General features: G+C 63.8%; 22 protein-coding genes and 1 pseudogene. 10 read left to right on the forward strand and 13 right to left on the reverse strand.

Going from position 1 to position 19,769, the window contains the following annotated elements:
• Positions 1-38 precede the first annotated feature (38 nt).
• From C266_RS09715 to C266_RS09725, 3 genes are all read left to right on the forward strand, one after another.
• The gene (locus tag C266_RS09715; RefSeq protein ID WP_036662463.1) at positions 39-806 is read left to right on the forward strand and encodes an ABC transporter ATP-binding protein; all 768 of its coding nucleotides are present in this window, start codon (positions 39-41) and stop codon (positions 804-806) included.
• A gap of 30 nt (positions 807-836) precedes the next feature.
• On the forward strand, positions 837-2,168 hold the full coding sequence (locus tag C266_RS09720; RefSeq protein ID WP_036662424.1) for an FAD-binding oxidoreductase: 1,332 nt from the start codon (positions 837-839) through the stop codon (positions 2,166-2,168).
• A 149-nt stretch (positions 2,169-2,317) separates the two neighbouring features.
• Positions 2,318-2,605, forward strand: a complete 288-nt coding sequence (locus C266_RS09725; RefSeq protein ID WP_010807927.1) for a YciI family protein — start codon at positions 2,318-2,320, stop codon at positions 2,603-2,605.
• 53 nt (positions 2,606-2,658) lie between these two features.
• Here C266_RS09725 and C266_RS09730 read toward each other — a convergent pair whose 3' ends face one another.
• From C266_RS09730 to C266_RS09745, 4 genes are read right to left on the reverse strand one after another with little or no spacing between them, the layout of a single operon-like run.
• Complete coding sequence (locus C266_RS09730) at positions 2,659-4,023, reverse strand: HAMP domain-containing sensor histidine kinase (protein WP_036662425.1); 1,365 nt, start codon at positions 4,021-4,023, stop codon at positions 2,659-2,661.
• Positions 4,020-4,760 carry a response regulator gene (locus C266_RS09735; protein WP_010807929.1) on the reverse strand — a complete coding sequence of 247 codons (741 nt, stop codon included), beginning with the start codon at positions 4,758-4,760 and terminating at the stop codon, positions 4,020-4,022. Before C266_RS09735 ends, C266_RS09730 begins: the two co-directional genes overlap by 4 nt.
• Before the next feature lie 8 nt (positions 4,761-4,768).
• Positions 4,769-4,960, reverse strand: a complete 192-nt coding sequence (locus tag C266_RS09740; RefSeq protein ID WP_010807930.1) for a hypothetical protein — start codon at positions 4,958-4,960, stop codon at positions 4,769-4,771.
• Complete coding sequence (locus tag C266_RS09745) at positions 4,957-5,328, reverse strand: GFA family protein (protein WP_010807931.1); 372 nt, start codon at positions 5,326-5,328, stop codon at positions 4,957-4,959. Before C266_RS09745 ends, C266_RS09740 begins: the two co-directional genes overlap by 4 nt.
• 218 nt (positions 5,329-5,546) lie before the next feature.
• Here C266_RS09745 and C266_RS09750 point away from each other — a divergent pair, with 218 nt between their 5' ends.
• Positions 5,547-6,074 carry a thioredoxin family protein gene (locus C266_RS09750; RefSeq protein WP_010807932.1) on the forward strand — a complete coding sequence of 176 codons (528 nt, stop codon included), beginning with the start codon at positions 5,547-5,549 and terminating at the stop codon, positions 6,072-6,074.
• Here C266_RS09750 and C266_RS09755 read toward each other — a convergent pair whose 3' ends face one another.
• Entirely contained in the window at positions 6,075-6,518 is a 444-nt protein-coding gene (locus C266_RS09755; protein ID WP_036662427.1) for an Rrf2 family transcriptional regulator, read from the reverse strand.
• 7 nt (positions 6,519-6,525) lie between these two features.
• Positions 6,526-7,218, reverse strand: coding sequence for a class I SAM-dependent methyltransferase (locus C266_RS09760; protein ID WP_010807934.1), 693 nt, complete (start codon positions 7,216-7,218; stop codon positions 6,526-6,528).
• A 437-nt stretch (positions 7,219-7,655) separates the two neighbouring features.
• On the opposite strand from C266_RS09760, the gene C266_RS09765 reads away from it, so the two are divergent.
• The 4 genes and pseudogenes from C266_RS09765 (at position 7,656) to C266_RS28255 (ending at position 9,041) form a co-directional block, all read left to right on the forward strand.
• Positions 7,656-8,159, forward strand: coding sequence for an inclusion body family protein (locus C266_RS09765; RefSeq protein WP_010807935.1), 504 nt, complete (start codon positions 7,656-7,658; stop codon positions 8,157-8,159).
• 95 nt (positions 8,160-8,254) lie between these two features.
• Complete coding sequence (locus C266_RS09770) at positions 8,255-8,779, forward strand: AidA/PixA family protein (protein WP_010807936.1); 525 nt, start codon at positions 8,255-8,257, stop codon at positions 8,777-8,779.
• A gap of 41 nt (positions 8,780-8,820) precedes the next feature.
• Positions 8,821-8,907 (forward strand): annotated as a pseudogene (locus C266_RS27385) ((S)-ureidoglycine aminohydrolase); the annotation flags it as partial.
• Positions 8,907-9,041 (forward strand): hypothetical protein, encoded by a 135-nt coding sequence (locus tag C266_RS28255; protein WP_256380700.1) that lies wholly within the window; start codon positions 8,907-8,909, stop codon positions 9,039-9,041. The pseudogene C266_RS27385 and the gene C266_RS28255, both read left to right, overlap by 1 nt.
• Here C266_RS28255 and C266_RS09775 read toward each other — a convergent pair.
• The 3 genes from C266_RS09775 to C266_RS09785 all read right to left on the reverse strand — a co-directional run bounded on the left by C266_RS09775 (position 9,029) and on the right by C266_RS09785 (position 12,402).
• Positions 9,029-10,654 carry an ATP-binding protein gene (locus C266_RS09775; RefSeq protein WP_010807938.1) on the reverse strand — a complete coding sequence of 542 codons (1,626 nt, stop codon included), beginning with the start codon at positions 10,652-10,654 and terminating at the stop codon, positions 9,029-9,031. The genes C266_RS28255 and C266_RS09775 overlap by 13 nt on opposite strands.
• Positions 10,655-10,715: 61 nt before the next feature.
• Positions 10,716-11,417 (reverse strand): alpha/beta hydrolase, encoded by a 702-nt coding sequence (locus C266_RS09780; protein ID WP_010807939.1) that lies wholly within the window; start codon positions 11,415-11,417, stop codon positions 10,716-10,718.
• A 94-nt stretch (positions 11,418-11,511) separates the two neighbouring features.
• Positions 11,512-12,402, reverse strand: a complete 891-nt coding sequence (locus C266_RS09785) for a LysR family transcriptional regulator (protein ID WP_010807940.1) — start codon at positions 12,400-12,402, stop codon at positions 11,512-11,514.
• Between the two features lie 96 nt (positions 12,403-12,498).
• Here C266_RS09785 and C266_RS09790 point away from each other — a divergent pair, with 96 nt between their 5' ends.
• A complete protein-coding gene (locus C266_RS09790; RefSeq protein WP_010807941.1) occupies positions 12,499-13,515 on the forward strand; it encodes an NAD-dependent epimerase/dehydratase family protein in 1,017 nt (338 codons plus the stop codon).
• A gap of 46 nt (positions 13,516-13,561) precedes the next feature.
• On the opposite strand, the gene C266_RS09795 is transcribed toward C266_RS09790, so the two are convergent.
• Positions 13,562-14,410 carry an IclR family transcriptional regulator gene (locus C266_RS09795; protein WP_010807942.1) on the reverse strand — a complete coding sequence of 283 codons (849 nt, stop codon included), beginning with the start codon at positions 14,408-14,410 and terminating at the stop codon, positions 13,562-13,564.
• Between the two features lie 33 nt (positions 14,411-14,443).
• Complete coding sequence (locus C266_RS09800; protein ID WP_010807943.1) at positions 14,444-15,121, reverse strand: hypothetical protein; 678 nt, start codon at positions 15,119-15,121, stop codon at positions 14,444-14,446.
• Between the two features lie 213 nt (positions 15,122-15,334).
• On the opposite strand from C266_RS09800, the gene C266_RS09805 reads away from it, so the two are divergent.
• A complete protein-coding gene (locus C266_RS09805; RefSeq protein WP_010807944.1) occupies positions 15,335-16,597 on the forward strand; it encodes an MFS transporter in 1,263 nt (420 codons plus the stop codon).
• Positions 16,598-16,696: 99 nt separating this feature from the next.
• On the opposite strand, the gene C266_RS09810 is transcribed toward C266_RS09805, so the two are convergent.
• Both C266_RS09810 and C266_RS09815 read right to left on the reverse strand, forming a co-directional pair.
• A complete protein-coding gene (locus tag C266_RS09810) occupies positions 16,697-18,562 on the reverse strand; it encodes a feruloyl-CoA synthase (protein WP_010807945.1) in 1,866 nt (621 codons plus the stop codon).
• On the reverse strand, positions 18,547-19,728 hold the full coding sequence (locus C266_RS09815; protein WP_010807946.1) for an ABC transporter substrate-binding protein: 1,182 nt from the start codon (positions 19,726-19,728) through the stop codon (positions 18,547-18,549). Before C266_RS09815 ends, C266_RS09810 begins: the two co-directional genes overlap by 16 nt.
• Positions 19,729-19,769 lie beyond the last annotated feature (41 nt).

Below are 19,769 nucleotides of genomic sequence, written 5' to 3' on the forward strand. Positions count from 1 at the left end.
GCACCCCCGGCGGCGCGGCCTCAGGCAACGCCGAAACGATGATCGCTATCGACGGTGTCTCGAAGCGCTATGGCGACTTCCAGGCGCTCGAGCGCGTGGATATGAACATTGCACGCGGTGAGTTCGTGGTGTTGCTCGGCGCGTCCGGTTGCGGCAAGTCGACGCTGCTCAACCTCATCACGGGCTTCGACGCGCCGACGACGGGGCAGATTCGTGTGAACGGTCGTCAGGTGAAGGGCATCGATCCGCACTGCGGCATGGTTTTTCAGCAGTACGCGCTGTTTCCGTGGCTGAATGTGCTCGATAACGTGGCCTTCGGCCTGAAGATGAAGGGCATCGACAAGGCCACGCGCTACGCCACCGCACGGCGCTACATCGAGATGGTTGGCCTCAGGGGCTTCGAGGATCGCTTTCCGAAGGCGCTCTCGGGGGGCATGCGCCAACGCGTGTCGATCGCCCGCGTGCTCGCCAACGATCCGGACGTGATTCTGCTCGACGAACCGTTCGCCGCGCTCGACGCGATGACGCGTCAGGTGTTGCAGGAAGAGCTGCTCCAGATCTATCAGAAGAGCGGCAAGACGATCGTCTTCATCACGCACTCCATCGACGAAGCGCTGATGCTCTCCACGCGCATGGTGATCATGAGTGCACGCCCGGGCCGGGTGGCCTGCGATCTGCCGAACGATCTGCCCATGCCGCGCGACGCTCAGGTGCAGCTCTCGCCGCGCTACAACGAACTCAAGTCGCAAATCTGGAACACCGTACAGACCGAGGTCATGCGCAGTCTGGAAAGCCAGGCCGCGTAACTTCCGGCAAGCCCCCGCATTTCTATCGTCATGCCCTCCAATCAAGTCACTCCCTCCCGCCTCGCGCGGGACGCCTTTCCCGCCTATCAGGCGGGATCTGGCTGGAACGCGCTGCTGCCGGCGCGCATGCCTCACACGCGAGCGCCGGTGGCCCGCAGTTTCGACGTCATCGTCATCGGCGCAGGCTTCACTGGCCTGGCCGCCGCGCGGCGCGTGGCCGAACTTCGCCCCAACGCCACGGTGCTGGTGATCGATGCCACCACCATCGGCGACAGTTCGGCCGGGCGCAACTCGGGCTTTCTCATCAACCTGCCGCACAACACCGGGATGGGCGGACATGGCAGTCCGCTGGAAGTCGCACGCAAGCAGATCCAGCTCTACGACACCGGCCTCAAATGGCTGCATGAACTCGTCACGACGCACGGCATCGACTGTGGCTGGAACCCTGTCGGCAAGTACCACGCGGCCGCAACACCAGACGGCGAGCAACGCTTGCGCGACACGCTCGCGCAATACCGCGAGTGGGGGGTGACGTACCGCGAACTGTCGCGCGACGCGCTGCAAAGCGAGATCGGCACCGGCTATTACCGCTACGGTTATCACTCCGACAGTAATGTTTTCGTGCAACCCGCAGCGTTCGTTCGCGGCCTGGCCGACAGCCTGCCCGACAACGTCCGGCTGTGGGAGAACGAACCCGTCGTGTCGCTTGACGGTAACGGCCCCTTCACAGTGACGACCGCGACGACGCAACTGAGCGCCGCGCAGGTGATCGTCGCGAACAACGGCTTCGCGCGCAAGCTGGGGCTCGCGCGCGATCGTGTCTTCACGATCTACACGTATGCCGCCATGACGCCGGCACTGCCCGCCGACGAACTCGCCAAGCTGGGTTCAGCCCCCGAATGGGGCGTGATTCCGGCGAACCGGCTAGGCACGACGCTGCGCAAGACGCTCGGCGGCCGCTTCGTTGTGCGCAGCGCCTATTCGTACGAGAAGGAACGTCCGATGGCCGAGGTCGGCGCCATGCTCACAGACGCGTATCGCCGTCGCTATCCCCAGATGGCCTCGCACAAGTTCGCGTACGTCTGGGGGGGCGTCACGGCCCTCACCCGCAATGGCGCGCTATATTTCGGCGAAGTGCGCAAAGGGCTGTTCGCCTCGATCGGATGCAATGGGGCGGGCGTGCTCAAGGGCAGCATGTTCGGCAAGCTGCTCGGCGAGATGGCCTGCGGCCAACAATCGCCCGAGCTATCCGATGCGCTGGGCTTCGAGCGGCCGACCTGGCTGCCGCCCGAGCCGATCCGCCGTGTGGCGATTGTCTCCGCAATCCAGTATCAGAAGCACCGGGCCGGTCTGGAACGATAGCCGCGCCGTCGCCGCTCACGCCCCGTCAGAGCGACCTCAGAAGTCGCCATGGCGCGGCGTGCGGGTGGCGGCCTGATGCACATGCCGTAGGACGAATTGCTACACTGCACCCCTGCGGCGAAGGCCGCGTTTTCGATAGGGTCTCGCTGATGTACATCGTCGAACTGACTTACCTGCAACCTACCAGCGCCATTGACGCGCAGCTCGAAGCCCACCGCCAGTTTCTCGCCACGCAGTACGAACGCGGTCTGTTCATTGCATCGGGGCCGAAACAGCCGCGCAATGGCGGCGTCATCATCGTGTCGGGCAAGGTCTCGCGCGACGAACTCGATGCGATCCTCGCACAAGACCCCTTCCACGTTCATGCGCTGGCCGACTATCGCATCGTCGCGTTCGACCCGGTCAAGTCTCATCCGCAAATCACCGATCTGCTCTGATCGCCCGGCACCTGCAGGTGCCGGAACCCGCCATTTTCATGACCGCTCGAGACTTATCGTGGCGCGCATAGCGCCGCGTCCCATGCCCTGAGCGAAAGACGCGCCTCCAGGCCACCGCCCTCACGATTGCGCAGCGTCAGTGTGGCGTCCATGGCCTGCGCAAGCTGACGAGCGATGGCGAGCCCCAGGCCGGTGCCACCGGTATGGCGATTGCGCGACGTTTCCAGACGCACGAACGGCGCGAAGACCGCATCGAGCATGTCGTCCGGAATGCCCGGTCCTCGATCGCACACCACCACGTCGATACCGTTCACGCTTCGTGTCACGGCCAACTGCGCTTCATTGCCGTACTTGAGCGCGTTGTCGAGGAGATTGCCGACAATGCGCCGCAATGCCTGAGGACGCGTCACGATCGGATGACCGACCAGCCCCTCGAGCGTGACGGGCGAGCCCGCGTCGGCGTAGTCGCACACCAGGCTGTCGAGCAACGCATCGAGATCGACCTTGCAAGGCGCTTCAGACGCGCCGTGCAGCGTGCGTGCATACGTCACCCCTTCCTTGACGAGGGACTCCATCTCGCGCAGATCCTGCTGCAGGCGCACCGCCGATGTCTCGTCGTCCATCGTATCGACCCGCAAGCGCATCCGCGTGATCGGCGTTTGCAGGTCGTGCGAAATCGCGGCAAGAATCTGCATGCGCTCGGTCATGTAACTGCCGATGCGGTCCTGCATGGCGTTGAACGCCCGCGCCGCGCGCGCAACTTCGGACGGGCCGTCTTCATTCAGACGCTCGGCGCGCAGATCCGGGCCAAGTGCGTCGGCCGCATTCGCCAGCGCGTTCAGCGGACGCGTCGCCACACGCACGGCCAGCCAGCAGCAACCGGCGATCATCACCAACTGCAATATCAGCACGGCCGGCAGCCAGCCGGAAAGCGGGAGTGTCGGTGTCGGAAACACGTCGATGGTGAGTGGCGAGCCGTCGGTAAGGCGCAGGTGCACCTGAAGCCGGTCAGGATCGTTGGGCACGCTGTTCACTGTCAACGGATACGACACGCCGATGGCGTCCCGAATCACACGGGCGACCTGTACGGCGAGTCCTGCGTCGGGTGTGCCGCCGCGCTCCCCGTCCCCCAGTTCGAAACGATAGCTGCGCCGCGCCAGACGCGGCAGCCATTGTGCCCGCTCGGCAGGGGGCAGATGGTCGAGCAACGCGACCGAGCTGGCGACCTCGCTCTCGATGTAGACGCTCATCATGTTCGACGTCACGCGGTTTCGCTCGGTCATCGTGAGCCAGAACGAAAGCGCCTGTACAAGCGCCAGACCAACAAACAGGATGAGGGCGAGCCGCGCGAAGAGCGAGCGCGGCCAGTGCAAGCGTGGCCGGCGAAGCGCCGGGGACGGCGTCGGAGACGGTGTCATTCGGGGGCGGCAACCACAGTGACCGCCGCGCAAAACACATAGCCTTCGTTGCGCAACGTCTTGATATAGCGGGGCTCACGCGCACCGTCGCGCAAACGCTGACGCAAGCGACTGATGAGCAGATCGATGGAGCGATCGAAAGCGTCGGCCTGCCGCCCCTGCGTGAGGTTGAGCAACTGGTCTCGCGTGAGCACCCGTTGCGGGTGATCGAGCAGCACACGCAGCAACCGATATTCCGCGCCGCTGAGCGCCACTTGTGTGCCTTCGGTATCGAGCAGATGTCGGGCCGTCGTATCGAGCTGCCATTCGCCAAAGCCCAGGATCTCGGCCGTCTCGGTAATCTGCATCCCCGGCGGAAGCATGCGGGTGCGGCGTAGCACGGACTTGATCCGGGCGAGCAATTCACGCACAGCAAACGGCTTGGCAAGGTAATCGTCTGCGCCCATCTCCAGCCCGACGATACGGTCGGTCTCTTCGCTGCGTGCGGTGAGCATCAGCACCGGCACCGCCTTGAACTTGCCCGCGCGCAGTTCGCGGCACAGCACGAGGCCGTCTTCGCCGGGCAGCATCAGGTCGAGCACGATCAGGTCCGGCGGGCCGTCGGCCAGCACCGCCCGCATCTCACGCCCGTTCGCGGCAACGCTCACGCGCATGCCGTTCTTTTCGAGATATTCGGCCAGCAGCTCCCGAATACCGCGATCGTCGTCGACGATCAATACATGATCGATCTTTTCCATGCGCGCGATTATAGCGATGACGGTTGAGTACGGCGGCCCTTGCCGCCGCCGGGCAAAGCCGGGCCGGTGCGACGCCGCAAACGCGCCGTTGCCGGCATCGTCCGGCGGCTGGCCGGCGCGAGATCGCATTGCAGCGGACGGATGACTTCGGTGCTGAAGCCGCCTGCCAGAAAGGCGATCAGACTGAGCAGGCGTCTCATGCGTGCGCCACCACGGAGAGCGTCCGGCCGTCGGCCACCGACGCGTCCAGCGCGTAGGGATCGACGCCTTCCAGACAGCCGATGTTCGCCCGCCACATGCCAGGTGCAGTGCGCGACGCGTGGAACGGGTAGATACCGCAATGCCTGCAAAAGTAATGACGGGCAACGCGGGTATTGAACTGGTAGCACGTCAGGTCTTCCGCCCCCGACAGGATATGCAGGTTGGCCTCGGGAAAGGCGGGTGTCATCAAAGCCCCCTTGCGCCGGCAGAGACTGCAATTGCAGCGGGCGGCCGGCTCGACCGGCGTCTGGACTTCGAATCGGACGGCCCCGCAGTGGCAGGACCCTTGCAACCATTCGGACGACATTTCGCGACTCTCCTGTGTGCCCGCGCCGGCGGCGCGATCGCTGAGTGCTTTATAGACCAATCGCCGCCGTCGTTTGTATCACTGTGTATCTGGCGGCGGTCCGGATACACGATATTGCCGAAATGGGCATCGGCGAACACATGGCAGATACGCCCCGGCAGTGAAATACGGTCACTGACTCATCCAAAACCGTTGCACCGCTCTCAGGAGAAACCGCCATGCTGACGCTGCTCAGAAGTGCCCTCGTCGCCCTCACCCTCACCGGCCTTGCCGCTTGTGCCCCGTCGCAGGCGCGCCCGATGACCGGAGGGGCGGCGCCGGAATTCACGGGCGTGGACAACTGGCTGAACAGCCAGCCGCTCACGCTCCAACAACTGCGCGGCAAGGTCGTGCTGGTCGATTTCTGGACGTACTCGTGCATCAACTGTATCCACACGCTGCCATATGTTCAGCAGTGGTACAAGAAGTACAAGGATCAGGGACTGGTGGTGGTCGGCGTGCACACGCCCGAGTATGCGTTCGAGCGCGATACGGGCAATGTCAGCGACGCCATCCGGCGCTTCGGCATCACCTACCCGGTCGCGCTGGACAACCGCTACGCCACGTGGAAAGCCTACGACAACCTGTACTGGCCCGCGTTCTATCTGGTCGATAAGTCAGGGAAGATTGTCTACACGCATTTCGGTGAAGGCGATTACGACAAGACCGAGGCCGCGATCAAGGCGCAGCTCTCGGCCGCGCAATGATCAGTGGCGCGACGATTCGTGCTGCCGGCAGAGCACATCGAAGTTCTGCGCAAGGTCGGCCAGCGAGATCGCGCCAAGCCGCGCGATGAGGATGGACTCCGCCTCGCGCAACGCACCATCGAGTGCCGCATTCACCGCGCGCTCGACGGCGCACTCCGGATTGTCGCTCTCTACCCCGATGGCGAAGATGTGCGGTCCGCCAACCGCGCGATGGATATCGAGCAGGGTTACGTCGTGCAAATCGCAGGCGATGGACCAGCCACCGCCGTGCCCTTTGTCGGAGCGCACATAGCCCGCCTCGCGCAGGCCCGCCATGGTGCGTCTGACCACTACGGGATTCGTGCGCAGCATCTGCGCCAGTTGCTCGGAGGTGAACGGCTCATCGTGCCGCGCCATGTGCAGCAGCACGTGCAACATGCGCGAAAGCCGGCTATCGCTCCTCATCGTCGCCTCAGCTATCGAGCGCCTGACGCGCAAACCAGGCGTGAATGAGGCCGCTCTGGAAAAACCGTACCGGCCCGTCGAAACCGCCCTCCCGGATGATGTCGCTCACCGCCTCGGGCGGTACCACCGCCACCTGAGAGCCGTAGATCGCCTTCGCACGCTCGCGTGCCTCGGGGCTCACCGACACCATCTCGAACCAGACGTCGAGCAACCGGCTTCCGGCTTCCGATGTCATCTCGCAAGCCAGATCGGCGCTCGCAAGATAGCCGCCCGGACGCAACCGCTGCGCTATGGCGCGGAAGAACCCCCGTCGTGCTACAGGATCGGTCACGAACTGGGAGACGAGAATCGCCGTCGCTGCGTCGAATGGCGCAGCCGCCGGCAGCGAATCCAGATACCCCTGATGAAAGACGCAACGCGACGCGATGCCCTCCGCCTCGGCCTTGCCGCGAAAGACGTCGAGCATCGGCCCGGACGGCTCCACTGCGGTAAAGCGCCAACCGGGATGGCGCTCGGCGAGCGACAGAATCTCCGCCCCGGTGCCCGCCCCGACGCACAAAACATTGGCCGCTTCCGGCAATGGCGCAAAGACGCTGCCGAGTACTAGTTGCAGCGCCTCGCGCAATGGCGCCAGCGCTTGCCACGTCTGATCGTACGTCGCCGCGTGCTGGTCGAACATCGCTATCGTGTCTTGCTGCATGGCTTGACTCCATTTTCACGTAACATTTGATGTTCCATCATGCCATGCGAAGGAGATGCCGCGCAAGCGCATCGGTTCCCTAAGGCCCACATGCGCAATGGCAGCGACTTCGCCTCGCGCGCGCGGCCGGCACCTCGATAACGGTGACGCAGCCTATGCCCGCGATGCACGCACGGGTTGTTTTTGGTTGTTGTGCTCCAATTCCCCGATTGGTGAACGTACGGCCGCAGCGCCAACATCAGTCGCGGTGCCGGTTTGCGCGCAGATGTCACTTATCTGGCACCTCCCTCGGGTGGTTGAACATCGGCGATCCCCTTTCTACGCTCCATCGGTGGAACGCGCTCCGGCGTTTCGCGCGCGGCTGACAAGCCGCTGCCTTCGAGGCCGTCGTCGCACGAGATCGACGGCATTCAACGCAGTCTTTCGTGGAGAAACACATGTCAGAAATTACCGATGTACTGGTGAGCATCGACACCAAAACGATTGTCGACCGGTACGGCAAGAACTCCAGCATGGCGAATCCACCGCTCATCGATTTCAAGCACGTCTTCATGATCGTGACGCAAAACAACGTGGTGAGCGGACAAGCGGGCGGCGAGCTGGATATTGCAGCCACTGTCGGGGACGTCATCCGGTGGCGCGAAAGCTCGCTCTCACTGGGCTTCGAGCAATCGTGCATCTTCTACAAGTTCGTCGGCAATCAAGGCAATGATCTGATCTCACCGCCCTCGCCGCGTGAGGCCGAAGTCACCTTGCCCGTGCCGAACCCGCCGGACCCGACCAAGCCGAAGAAGCAAAAGTGCTCGAACTACTTCTGGTCCTGCGAAACGCTCAAGACCGGGCGCGTGACCTATCACTTCCAGTTCATGATCCTCGACCGCAGCGGCAATCTGTGCGGCTGCTACCAGTGGGATCCGTTCATCACCATCCGCAACAACTGACCCAGGCCGGGCCGCGATCCGTTTCCTGCAGGTATACCGCAACGCAGGGTGCCGGATCGCGGCAACGCAACGACAGCTCACGGCAAGGAATTCCCATGTCCGATGCACGCACCTCCAGCGCCGGTAGTGAAACCCGCGCCTTCGCCGACGTTTTGCTTGTCATCGATGCGGTAATGCTGCTCGACCGGTACCCCGACGCGGCGCACAACCCCGTGGATATCGAAGGCGACGGTTGCTACGGACTCGCGCCCGACAGCGTTGCGCTTCATGGCATCTGCGCGGCTCCGTGGCCTATCGATGTCCGTGCCGGTGACTGCCTCCGGCTGCGCTGGACGTCACTTGCCATGCGTGGCGAACACGCCGTGCTGCTCCAGCTCTCCGTGGATGACGAGTCGACACTGGGTGGTCTGGAAATGCATGTCGATGAGCACGCTACGCGCTATGCGCCGCAGTCGGGCGCCCCGCAGGCGCCTGTCGCCCGCGAGGCACCGGATGCCTTCTGGCAGGCCGACGTCGTAGCAGGCGGCACGGCCGAACTGAACGTCGAGGCCATCGTCACGGACCGCGACGCCAACGTCCTCGCCCGGTTTCGCTGGCCGCTGCCGGTGGTCGTGCCATGACACACGCCAGTGCCCGCTCGTCGCGCCCCCAGGCGCAGGCGGGCCTGTATGTGCTGGAAGGAAAGGCCGTCTATCGTCTGAATCAGAACTGGGGGGAAGTGGAAGCCGGTGACTTCATGTGGTCGCGATGACAATCGCCGCGCTACCGTTCGGCGGTCATTACCTTGTCGACATTCTTGCCGGCATCGCACTGGCCGCCGCCGTGCTCTGGATGTCGCGGCGCGGTGGACTGCGCCGTGCCCGCTCACGTCAATCGCCGTAACCCCGGAAGCGTCCGCACAACTTGAATACGTCCTCCGTATAGGGCGTGTCCTTGACTTTGCAGTAGCGGCTCGCGAGCTTCATCAGTTCCTTGATGTCGCGTCCGCTCGCCTGTGGATAGCGACTGGCGAGCGCTTCGATCAACGCGTCGTCCAGATAAGCGCCCACCTGCTCGGCCTGCATTCGCCAGAGCCGCCGCGCATCCTCCCGGCACGGTAACTCGTAATGAATCGTCGCGATGCAGCGCGACAGGATGGCGTCGTCCACATCGCCGATCCGGTTGGTCGTCATGAACAACAATCCGTGGAAATACTCCAGCGAGCGCAGGAACTCGGCGACGATGGCGTTGTGCTCGAGATCGTTGTCGCGCCGGCGGATGTACACGTCGGCTTCATCGAGCAACAGAATCGCATTCCAGCACATCGCGCGACGCAGAATACTCATGAGTGAGGCGCCCACAGACGCCGCCGTCGTCCCCAATTGCCCCGAATGCACGCGGTACAGCGGCTTGCCGACAACCTCCGAGTAAATCTCCGCCGTGAGCGTTTTGCCCAGTCCGGGCGCCCCCTGACAGAGAATCGTCGCACCGCCCGATTTACCGGGGACGAAGTCCGGCATCATCACGTCCATGTTCGACGTCAGGATGTCGATCAGGTCGTGATGATGCACAGGCAACACCAGCTTGTCGCGCAAGCCGGGCTGGTACTCGTACTCTGTCATGTTCTGCACGTGCACCCAGAGATTGCGATGCCAGTCCAGATGGAATACGTGCACATAGCAATGCAGCGGAATTGTCTCGAAGGCGTGATCGATCTGTGCCTTGCGCCAGAATTCGGCGTCGCACGACATCTCGAAATTGCGTTCCAGACGTGCTTCGTCGTTCACACACTTCGCCGTCGTGCCCTCCACCACCCGAATCAACTCCGTCGCCCCCTTCGGATCGACCGAGAACGCCGCACGGCGAAGCACGAACTGTGTGCCGAACGCGCGCTGCACCCGTAGAAACCGCTGGGCATGCTGCTCGTACTCGTGTTTGAACTCGGCGCACTCTTTGTAGAAGCCGAACTCCGCAAGCAACTCCGGAATGGTGCGATTGGCGATGTCCTCGCGCGTGAAGACCAACGACGTGGTCATGCCCGAACGACGCAGACGATGCTCCGTCAGATTCGAATTGGCCGACTGCATGGTGTTCGCCAACATGTCCATGACGACGTAGGGCGAGCCCTGGTCGGGTTCCACGTAGCGCAGACGGCGCACCAGCCACGGCAGCAATGCGCCGTCGCGATGACGCTGGTACACCCAGCCGTCGATGACGTCGCGCGAAAGATATGCCACAAGCCCCGGCACCAGCTTGTCCAGATCCGGAATCACGCGCGCCTGCGGTGCGTTGTAGACATTGTCGAGCGCGAGCATCTGAAACATCAACGCACGTTCGTTCTGTGTCTTGCTCAGGACATAGAGCGTATTGAGCGACTTGGCATCGAACCATTGGCTCGACACCATCATGTTGCCGCGACACACGCCGTAGGCCGTCAACTGCTTGCCCAGCGGCGAATCGGCGCCGATCAGTTGCATTAGCGGATGAATCAGTGACTCCGGAATCTCGAAATCCATGAACGGCACTCCCCGTGTCGCGTTTGGTCCGTGCGCACATTGCCCTATGGCAGCGCGCCTCTCAGATGAGGAAGAAGTCGACGGCCTGCGCCACGACGCCCGGCTCGATAATGTGCAGTCCGTCGAACTCGACGTATTGCACGTCGTAGCCCGCTGCCTTGAGCTTGTTGGCGTTCTGCCGGCCGCTTGTCGCGATGGGCAATTGCTCGTCGCTCAGCCCGTGCGCGATGAATATCCGGGGTTGCCCCTCCTGCACGAAGACGGACATGAAGCCGCCCGAGAACGCGATGACATGGCTCGCGATGTCACCGTTCGTCACACCGATCGATAACGCGTAGCTCGCGCCATCCGAAAAGCCCGCGAACGCCACGCGGCCGGTGTCGATGCGATACCGGGCCGCCACGTGGCTCAACGCGAGTTGCAGGCGCTCCAGATCGGGGCCGTTGCCGCCGATCACGATGTCCCACGTCGGAAAGATCGAATGCGGCGCGAGCACGAGAAACTTGTGCTGCTCCGCATGAGGCTCGATGAACGGCAGCACCTTTTGCGGAAATCCCCCCGCGCCGTGGAACATCACGAACAGCGGGACGGGCTTGTCCGCCGGCAAGTCGGACGGCACATAGAGCACCGCGTCGCGGTGCTCGCTCAAACCCAGCGAATGACGGCCGGGAACCAGCAAGGATGGTGTGAGGGACGAGGCAGAAGCCAACGCGGACGCAATGACATCCGGCGGCATGCGGCCGAACAATGAAGGGTCGAACATGGCGCGGTGAGTGTCTCGTGATCGTTAAAATTATTGATATATTGTATATCAATAATTTTCATCGAAGCCACCCGCCATTTGTTTGCGTACAGGCTTATCCGGCCATGTAGGCGGACAATCCGGCCACTAGCGCGTCGAACACCGCCTTGCAACGTGCACTTTGACGCAGGTCTTCGTGCATCGTGACCCATGTCGGCAGCTTGAACCGGAAGGCATTCGGCAATACGCGCACGAGCCTGGCATCGCGCCTTGCCAGTGGTACCTGACACCCGCCGATGCCGTAGCCTGCCCGGATCATCGCCAGTTGCGCCAGATCGCTATCGGCACGAAACGCGAAGGCGTCGCGCGACCACAGGGGAACATTGCGTGTAGCTTCGCGAAGAAACGGTGTCATCTGGTCGAAACCGATCAGCGCGTGCCGGGCAAGCTCGGTCATCGACGACGGGGTGCCGTAGCGCGTCAGGTAGTCGTCGCGTGCGTGCAGGCCGATGTCGATGTTCCCCACGCGGCGCGCAATCAATGCATCCTGCTGCGGGGCCGCCATCCGCACGGCAATATCGACCTCGCGATGCAGCAGATCCTGGATGCGGTTCGTCGGAACCAGTTCAAGCGTCAGTTGCGGATGGGCGCGCCGTAACGCACTGAGGATCGGCGGCAACACTTCCACGCCGACAACCTCGCTCGCCGAGATGCGTACGACACCGTTCACCCCGTCGCCATCACTTGCCGCCGCTCGCTCGAAGGCCAGCGCCGTGTGCTGCATCGCCAGTGCGTGGGCACGCAGCGACTCTGCGGCGTCCGTTGGCAGCAAACCCGTTTGCGAACGCGTGAAGAGCGCCTGCCCCAGCGCCGCCTCCAGTGCCGCGATATGGCGGCCTACCGTGGGCTGCGTAATGCCCAGTGCCCGTGCGGCGCCCGACAGCGAGCCCTCGGTCAGCACGGAGAGAAACGTCCGGTATAGATCCCAGCTCAGATTTGTCGTCATACAAAAATGTATAGCCGATAGATGATTTCAGGCAATTTTATTTGAATTGCCTCGCGCGGAGAATGGCATCACCAACAACGATCAAGGAGCAACACCATGACCCACGAATCCCCCGGCAAGGTGTCTCGCGCGCTAGTCCTCGGCGCGACGGGCGGCATCGGCGGCGAAGTTGCGCTGCAACTGCTCGCGGCAGGATGGCGCGTGCACGCCCTGCGGCGCGGCGGCGCGCCGCGTACCGGCACCCCTCACGCCGGAATCGAGTGGGTCACCGGCGATGCGATGCACGCGGACGATGTGCTTGCCGCAGCGCGCGACTGCGATGTGATCGTGCATGCCGTCAATCCGCCCGGCTATCGCAATTGGGACACGCAAGTGCTGCCCATGCTCGACAACACGATCGCCGCCGCCACACGGCATGGCGCCACCGTCGTGCTGCCCGGCACGGTCTACAACTACGGCCCCGAGAGCTTTCCTGTCTTGCGGGAAGACGCGCCGCAACGGCCGCTCACACGCAAAGGGCGAATCCGCGCGACGATGGAAGACCGTCTGCGCGACGCAAGCCGCAATGGTGTACAGACGATCATCGTGCGGGCGGGCGACTTCTTCGGTCCGCGAACGCGCAATAGCTGGTTCGCCCAAGGACTCGTGAAGGCGGGCCGCACGACTCGCGCGGTCCAGGTACCGAATGCTCACGGCGTGGGGCACGAATGGTCGTATCTGCCCGACGTCGCCCAGACGATGGTCATGCTCATCGAGCGCCGTCACACGCTCGATGCCTTCTCCAACTTCCATATGGCAGGTCATTGGGATGCCGACGGTACGGAGATGGCTGCCGCGATCACGCGGGTGATGGCTCGCCACGGCATCGACGTCAAGACGCGCCGCTTCCCGTGGTGGCTCATGTGGGCGGCGTCGCCTTTTGTCACGACGCTGCGCGAACTGCGCGAGATGCGCTACCTGTGGCAACAGCCGATGCGCATGGACAATGCACGACTCGTCGACGCACTCGGTTCAGAGCCGCATACCCCGCTCGACGTCGCCGTGCACGCCACCCTCGAAGGTCTCGGATGCCTGCCTGGCAAACCCTCTGCCAAAGGCGTCGCGTACTCCTGACAGACTCCTGATCTGGATGTGAGTCTGCCCGCTTGTCGACGTGGCGTCAGGCGGCGCGGCCGCTGCCGAGCAGGCGGGAAATGCGCCGGGCGGCGTCGGTGAGTGCCGCGACCGTTTGCGGGTTCGGATGTGCCGGCAAGTAGTGAATCGAGCCGACGATGGCGAGCGTGCCGAACAGCGAACCGTCGTCCTGCACGATGGGTGCCGCGAGCGCGTTCACACCGAGGAACACTTCTTCGGGCGCATCGGCCCATCCCCGCTCGCGCACCAGCGCGAGTTCGTGCGACAGACGCATGGCATCGGTAATGGTGTGAGGGGTGCAGGCATCGAGTGGACCGGCGAGTACCGCCTCACGACGCTCGGGGGCACCAAACGCCAGCGCGATCTTGCCCTGCGCGACGCTGTGCAGCTTGAACTGCGTGCCCGGATGCAGCAGGATTTCCAGCGGACTGCGCCCGCGCATGACGTCGAGCACGACCACATCGGTCTCGGTAAACGAGCTGATGACGATGGTCTGGCCGACGGCGTCGCGCAGTTCCTCCATCACGGGGCGCGCGAGACTCACCACGTCGAACTGTTTGACCAGCTTCTGTCCAAGCAGGAAGAGTCGCCAGCCGATGCGATATCGGCTGGTGCGCGGGTTCTGCACAACGTAGCCTTCCTGACGCAGCGCCGTCAGATGCCGGTGCACACGCGCCTTGGGCACACCGAGCGCCTCTGCCAGATGCGTCACGCCGCACTCGGCATTGCGCTCGGCCAGCAATTCGAGAATGCGCAACGAAATGACCGAAGTCGACGACGTGTTGAGTTCATCGCCGCGTTGCGCGCCTGGCTCGCCAGCCGCGATGTGCGTGCTGCGGATGACGTCGTTCGGGGTGTCCTTCGATCGTTTCACTGAGCGTCCTTTGTCGCTGTCGCCGCGCCCTGACTATTGCACGTCGAGCGTGATGAAGCGCTCGCCGAACACGTGATAGCGCTGCGGCTTGTTCTTGTTCGCATCCTCGGGATGCACGTAACGAATCGAGCTGCGATTGCGACACGCCCGCGGCAGAATGAAACAGCGGATGAATGTCGTGTCGCGCGCCTCGGTCGTCGGTGCAAGCACCGGTGCGTAGCCGAGTTCGAGCCAGGCCTGTCCCGGCCCGTGAGTGTGCGACGCACCGAGCGTTTCGATCGTGATCTCGCCCTCGAGCGTGCATCGCACGCCGGGCCCTTGATGCACGTGCGTATGCGCCACGCCGCCGGGGGGGAATTGTACCTTGTCGCAACGCATGAGCCAGCGTTGGCGCGGGTCCAGCGAAATGGGCGCCGCGATCTTGAGCGTCGACGACGCCCCCGGTGCCGACGTAATCTCCCCCGCCGTCGGCGCATCGCCCGGCATCAACTCCCAACGCCACAGCGTTGCCCCTTCGCTGCCCGCGATCAACGCCACATCGTCCTCGCCCAGCCAGGCACTCTGCGCCGGGTGATGCTGTGCCCCCGTCTCGAACTCGATGGCCACGTCGCCGCGCACGACATAAATCGTCCGGCGTGCGGCAGGCAAATAGACAGGCGCATGGTTCGGCGCGATGACATCCTCGTACAAACGCAATTGGAACGGCTTCACTTCTCGATCTCCTATGACCAGTCGACTGCCCCGACCATCGAGACAATCTCGGCATCAAGTATCGATGATCGATACATAAAGCACCATTTATGGTTTACCACGACATATCACGCCGGAATGTGCTGTTACTATTCAAACGAAATCATTCCCATGTGTATCGATAGTCGATACATGAGGTATGACATTAGGACGAGTTCCATGAAGGAGACAAGAATGGACACTGGCACGACCGCCCTGAAGGCGGCGGGCACGGCACGTCGGCCGTGGTATCGCGGCGCGAGCCCTGCGCAATGGCGAGCATTTGGTTCGGCTTACATCGGCTGGATGCTCGACATCATGGATCTGATGCTGTTCGCAATGGTGATTCGCTACATCAGTGTCGATCTGCATTTCGACAAGGGCGTGGCGGGCATGATCGCCTCGCTCACGCTGCTGGCCACCGCCTTCGGGGGACTGTTCTTCGGCTTCCTCGCCGACCGTATCGGCCGCACCCGGTCGATGATCCTTTCGATCCTCTGCTACTCCATCGGCACAGCGCTTTGCGGCCTGGCCGATTCGGTAACGCAGCTTCTCGTCTTCCGCTTCCTGCTCGGGTTGGGCATTGGTGGCGAATGGTCCGCAGGCGCCGCACTCATCACCGAGACGTGGCCGGCCGAGCATCGCGCGAAAGTCATGGCCTGGGTGCAAAGCGCTTTTGCCGTCGGTTATGCGGTCGCGGCCATCGTGGCAGCCGTCATCCTGCCGTACTTCGGTTGGCGCTGGGTGTTCGCGTTCGGGCTTCTGCCGACGGTGCTCGCGTTCTGGGTACGCCGCCACGTCGAAGAACCGGCGATCTGGCGCGAGCAACGCGTGCGTCTCACGCTGGGCCAGACCCTGGGCATGCTCTTCGGCCCCTATGCACGCAGCACGACGATCGGGCTTGCCTTCACGGCGGCGGCGATGTGCGGCTATTGGGGACTGTTCACGTGGATTCCGGCGTATCTCGCAACGCCCGTCGACCAGGGCGGCCCAGGGTTCGATCTGCTGCGCTCCACGACGTGGATCGTCATCATGCAGATCGGCGCTGCCGCAGGCTTCGTTTGCTTCGGTTACATCGCCGACCGCATCGGCTGCCGCAAATCGTTCCTGCTCTTCTTCATCGTGTCGGCGGTGACGGTGCCGCTTTACGTGGCGATTCGCGAACCGATGCTGTTGCTGGTTTTCGGCCCAGTCGTGGCGTTCTTCGGTACGGGTTTCTATAGTGGCTTTGCGCCCACGTTCGCCGAGATGTTCCCCACGCAGGTGCGTGCCACCGCGCAGGGCTTCATCTACAACACGGGACGCGCCACGAGCGCGCTGGCACCGGCAGCCGTCGGCCTGCTGTCGCGTGGTGAGAATGTCAGCGCCGCGCTGGGGGCGACCGCCGGTTTCTTCCTGCTCGCCGCGATCATCGTCTACTTCTTCCTGCCGGAGAGCCACGGCGACGCGCTCGCCTGACCCTCATCTTCCGAACGGCTTCGCGCGCCAGCGGCTTTCAGGGCCACTGGCGCGCTGGCGCGTTGGCTTCTCTTAACCTCTCGATATCGGCGACCCCGCTTACGGCAACGGCAAGCGGATCACCGACGGGCAATCCGAGTAAAGCCGTGCGACGTCTTCGGCACGCAAGGTGAGCACGGCACGCTGATTGACGTAACCCTTGTCAGTGATCTCGCCCTGCTCGAGCGACGGCGGCGAGGCCAGAATGGCCGCGCGTCCCGCCCGTTGCGAGCTGCCTGCGTCCTGTGCAAGTTGCGCGAGCGCCTCGCCCACCAGCGCACGCACCTCCTCGTGCATTGCCATCGCTTTGCCCGCATGTGCGTCGTCGACTTGCCCCGCCTTGGCGCGCATGGCAGGGCCTGGAAAGATCAACAGCCCGATCTCGTCCCGGTCGTGCCCCGCGATCACGACATCCGACGCATATGGTGCAAGTGCGGTGACGGCACGCAGGCGCAGCGCACCGACCGACACCCACGTCCCGCTCGTGAGCTTGAAGTCTTCCGACACCCGGCCATCGAAGATCACGCCCGCACTTGGGTCGTCCGGATCGGACAAGCGCCCCGCATCGCCAGTGCGGTAGAAACCTTCTTCGTCGAACGCATTGGCGGTGGCCTCCGGATCGCCCGCATAGCGGTGAAACACCGACGGCCCTCGCACCCGCATCTCCAGCTTGTCGCCGTTGGGCACGAACTTGAGTTCGTTGCCCGGTGTCGGCACACCGATGTTGCCCGCACCCGGAATCGGGAAATGCACACTGGTGATGAGCGGCGACGTCTCCGTCGCGCCCCACGCGGAGGTAAAGAATGGCAGCGTGTCGCAGTGCCGGGACGCCAACCGCTCGAAGCGCTGCCACACCGCCGGCGGCAGGCTCGCCGCCGCGTAGAACAACACCTGCAACCGGCCGAAGAAGCGCGCGGCAAACGCGTCGTCGTCTTCCAGAAACGGTGCGAGCGCTTCGAATCCCTTGGGCACGTTGAAGTGCAACGTGGGCGAGACATCACGCAGATTCTCGATCGAACGGCCGATCAACTCGGGCACGGGACGGCCATCGTCCACATAGAACGCGCCGCCATTGCGCAACGCCATGTGGAAGTTGTGATTCGCCCCGAACGTATGACTCCACGGCAACCAATCCACGACGACGGGCGCCGCCTCGTCGATGAAGTGCCAGCATTGCGCGATCATCTGCTGGTTCGCCGCGAGCATCCGGTGCGTATTGACGACGATTTTCGGTTTCCCCGTCGAGCCGGATGTCAGCAGCAGCTTGGCTGTGTCTTCCGGGCGCACCTGCGCAAACGCCGCATCGAGTGCAGGCGATGCCGGCACGGCGGCGAGCGCGTCGAAGCGCAGCCAGTCCGGCCGGGCATTGCGGGTTGCGACAATCGGGCATCGGATCGGGGCACCGGTGAGCGCACGCGCATAGTCCTCGGCGTCTTCCACGTACACCAGCGCCGGATCGAGCCGCGAGAGAATGCCGTGCAGCTTGCCCATGTCCTTCGCCACACGCGAGTAAGCGGACGACACGATCGCCGTCTGACGCCCCGCCATCATCGCGCCAAGCACGAGCAACGCGTGGTTGACGCTGTTGTCCGAAAGGATCACCACGGGCCGGTCACGGGGCACGTCGAGGTCCAGTAACGCCTGACCGATGCTTCGCGCCATGCGCAGCGCATCGCGGTACGTCACGCGCCGCCAGAGGTCAGCGGCCGAAGCGCCCTCGCCCGGCCGCCACCGCTCGGCAACGAACACCGCGTCGGGCGTGCGCGTGGCCCATTGCACGAGCCAGTCGGCCGGACTGCGTGCGAATTCGCCCAGCGTGGCTCGCGAGCGAATCACGAAGCTGCCGTCGGCGCGAGTCTCGCGTTCGATGTCCGGTCTGGCCAGGCGGCGCGCGCCGGTCGCCATTGCGTTCAGTCGATCGTCCACTTGCCGCCCTTCACCGTGACGAGCACGCGACCGTCTTCGCCGTAAGCCGAATGGTCCTGTGCGTTGACATTGATCATGCCGTGCGTTGCCGCAAGGCCGCGTGTCTGTTCGATGGCGCTCACCAAGGCATCGCGGAACGCTTGCGTGCCCGGTTGTGCCTGCTTCGCCGCCACGGCGACGGCACGGTCGAGCACCAGATAGGCGTCGTACGCATACCCTGCGAACAGATTGCGCGACCCGGCCCCGTATTGCGCCTCGTAACGCTTCACAAAGTCGGTGGCGACCGCTTTGCCCGGATGATTCGCGCGCAGTTGCTCGGCCACGAGAATATTACCGACGGGCAGAATCGCCCCCTCGGCATTTTTGCCCGCCACACGCAGGAAGTCGTTGTTCGCCACACCGTGCGTCTGGTAGATGCGTCCCTTGTAGCCGCGCTCGCGCAACGTGCTCATCGGCAATGCCCCCGGCGTGCCGCTGGCCGCGATGATGACGGCGTCGACGTTGGCCGACATCATCTTGAGCGCCTGTGCCGTTACGGACTGGTCGTTGCGGGCATACCGCTCGACCGGCGCCACCTGAATCTGCCGGGCGGCCGCGCGCGCCTGAATGTCCTTGAGCCATGCCTCGCCGTACGAATCGGAGAACCCGATGAAGCCCAGCGTCTTCACCTTGTGGGCCTTCATGTCATCGAGTACGGCATCGGCCATGACGGCAACCGACTGCGGCAGCGAGAAGACGTAACGCATTTGCGCCGCACTCGGCACGAACGGGCACAGGCCCAGTTGCGGCGTGCGCGTATCGGCAGCAACCGCCGCGACCGCCAGGCACGCCGGCGTGGTCGACGACCCGATGATGGTGTCGACCTTGTCCTCCGTCGCCAGCCGGCGTGCGTTCTTGGTCGCCGTGGTCGGATCGGTGGCGTCGTCGAGCACGATGTAGCGGGCCGGCAATCCCCCGAGCGTGGGCGGGAGCATGCCGATGGCCTGTTTCTCCGGGATGCCGAGCGAGGCGCCGGGGCCGGTGGTCGAGAGTGTGACACCGACGGTAACGCCCGCCGGTTGCGCCCATGCCTGCGTGGCTGTGCACAACGCCGCCACGCATAGGGACAGCGCACGACGTGTCGCGCCAGAGAAAGCAAAACCGCGTGTGAACCTGTTTGCCGCCATGTGACATGTCTCCTTGTCTTTTCATTTTTTGGGGCCGGACA

Source organism: Pandoraea sp. SD6-2, from assembly GCF_000389825.1.
GTDB classification, from domain to species: Bacteria; Pseudomonadota; Gammaproteobacteria; order Burkholderiales; family Burkholderiaceae; genus Pandoraea; species Pandoraea communis.

Bases quoted from the DNA above. Each gene is read 5' to 3' on its own strand.
- C266_RS09765 (WP_010807935.1), top strand. From the start codon at position 7,656: ATGTCAGAAATTACCGATGTACTGGTGAGCATCGACACCAAAACGATT.
- C266_RS09780 (WP_010807939.1), bottom strand. From the start codon at position 11,417: ATGTTCGACCCTTCATTGTTCGGCCGCATGCCGCCGGATGTCATTGCG.
- C266_RS09730 (WP_036662425.1), bottom strand. From the start codon at position 4,023: ATGACACCGTCTCCGACGCCGTCCCCGGCGCTTCGCCGGCCACGCTTG.
- C266_RS09715 (WP_036662463.1), top strand. From the start codon at position 39: ATGATCGCTATCGACGGTGTCTCGAAGCGCTATGGCGACTTCCAGGCG.
- C266_RS09745 (WP_010807931.1), bottom strand. From the start codon at position 5,328: ATGTCGTCCGAATGGTTGCAAGGGTCCTGCCACTGCGGGGCCGTCCGA.
- C266_RS09740 (WP_010807930.1), bottom strand. From the start codon at position 4,960: ATGAGACGCCTGCTCAGTCTGATCGCCTTTCTGGCAGGCGGCTTCAGC.
- C266_RS09750 (WP_010807932.1), top strand. From the start codon at position 5,547: ATGCTGACGCTGCTCAGAAGTGCCCTCGTCGCCCTCACCCTCACCGGC.
- C266_RS09815 (WP_010807946.1), bottom strand. From the start codon at position 19,728: ATGGCGGCAAACAGGTTCACACGCGGTTTTGCTTTCTCTGGCGCGACA.
- C266_RS09755 (WP_036662427.1), bottom strand. From the start codon at position 6,518: ATGAGGAGCGATAGCCGGCTTTCGCGCATGTTGCACGTGCTGCTGCAC.
- C266_RS09775 (WP_010807938.1), bottom strand. From the start codon at position 10,654: ATGGATTTCGAGATTCCGGAGTCACTGATTCATCCGCTAATGCAACTG.
- C266_RS09805 (WP_010807944.1), top strand. From the start codon at position 15,335: ATGGACACTGGCACGACCGCCCTGAAGGCGGCGGGCACGGCACGTCGG.
- C266_RS09790 (WP_010807941.1), top strand. From the start codon at position 12,499: ATGACCCACGAATCCCCCGGCAAGGTGTCTCGCGCGCTAGTCCTCGGC.
- C266_RS28255 (WP_256380700.1), top strand. From the start codon at position 8,907: ATGACAATCGCCGCGCTACCGTTCGGCGGTCATTACCTTGTCGACATT.
- C266_RS09725 (WP_010807927.1), top strand. From the start codon at position 2,318: ATGTACATCGTCGAACTGACTTACCTGCAACCTACCAGCGCCATTGAC.
- C266_RS09720 (WP_036662424.1), top strand. From the start codon at position 837: ATGCCCTCCAATCAAGTCACTCCCTCCCGCCTCGCGCGGGACGCCTTT.
- C266_RS09785 (WP_010807940.1), bottom strand. From the start codon at position 12,402: ATGACGACAAATCTGAGCTGGGATCTATACCGGACGTTTCTCTCCGTG.
- C266_RS09760 (WP_010807934.1), bottom strand. From the start codon at position 7,218: ATGCAGCAAGACACGATAGCGATGTTCGACCAGCACGCGGCGACGTAC.
- C266_RS09770 (WP_010807936.1), top strand. From the start codon at position 8,255: ATGTCCGATGCACGCACCTCCAGCGCCGGTAGTGAAACCCGCGCCTTC.
- C266_RS09735 (WP_010807929.1), bottom strand. From the start codon at position 4,760: ATGGAAAAGATCGATCATGTATTGATCGTCGACGACGATCGCGGTATT.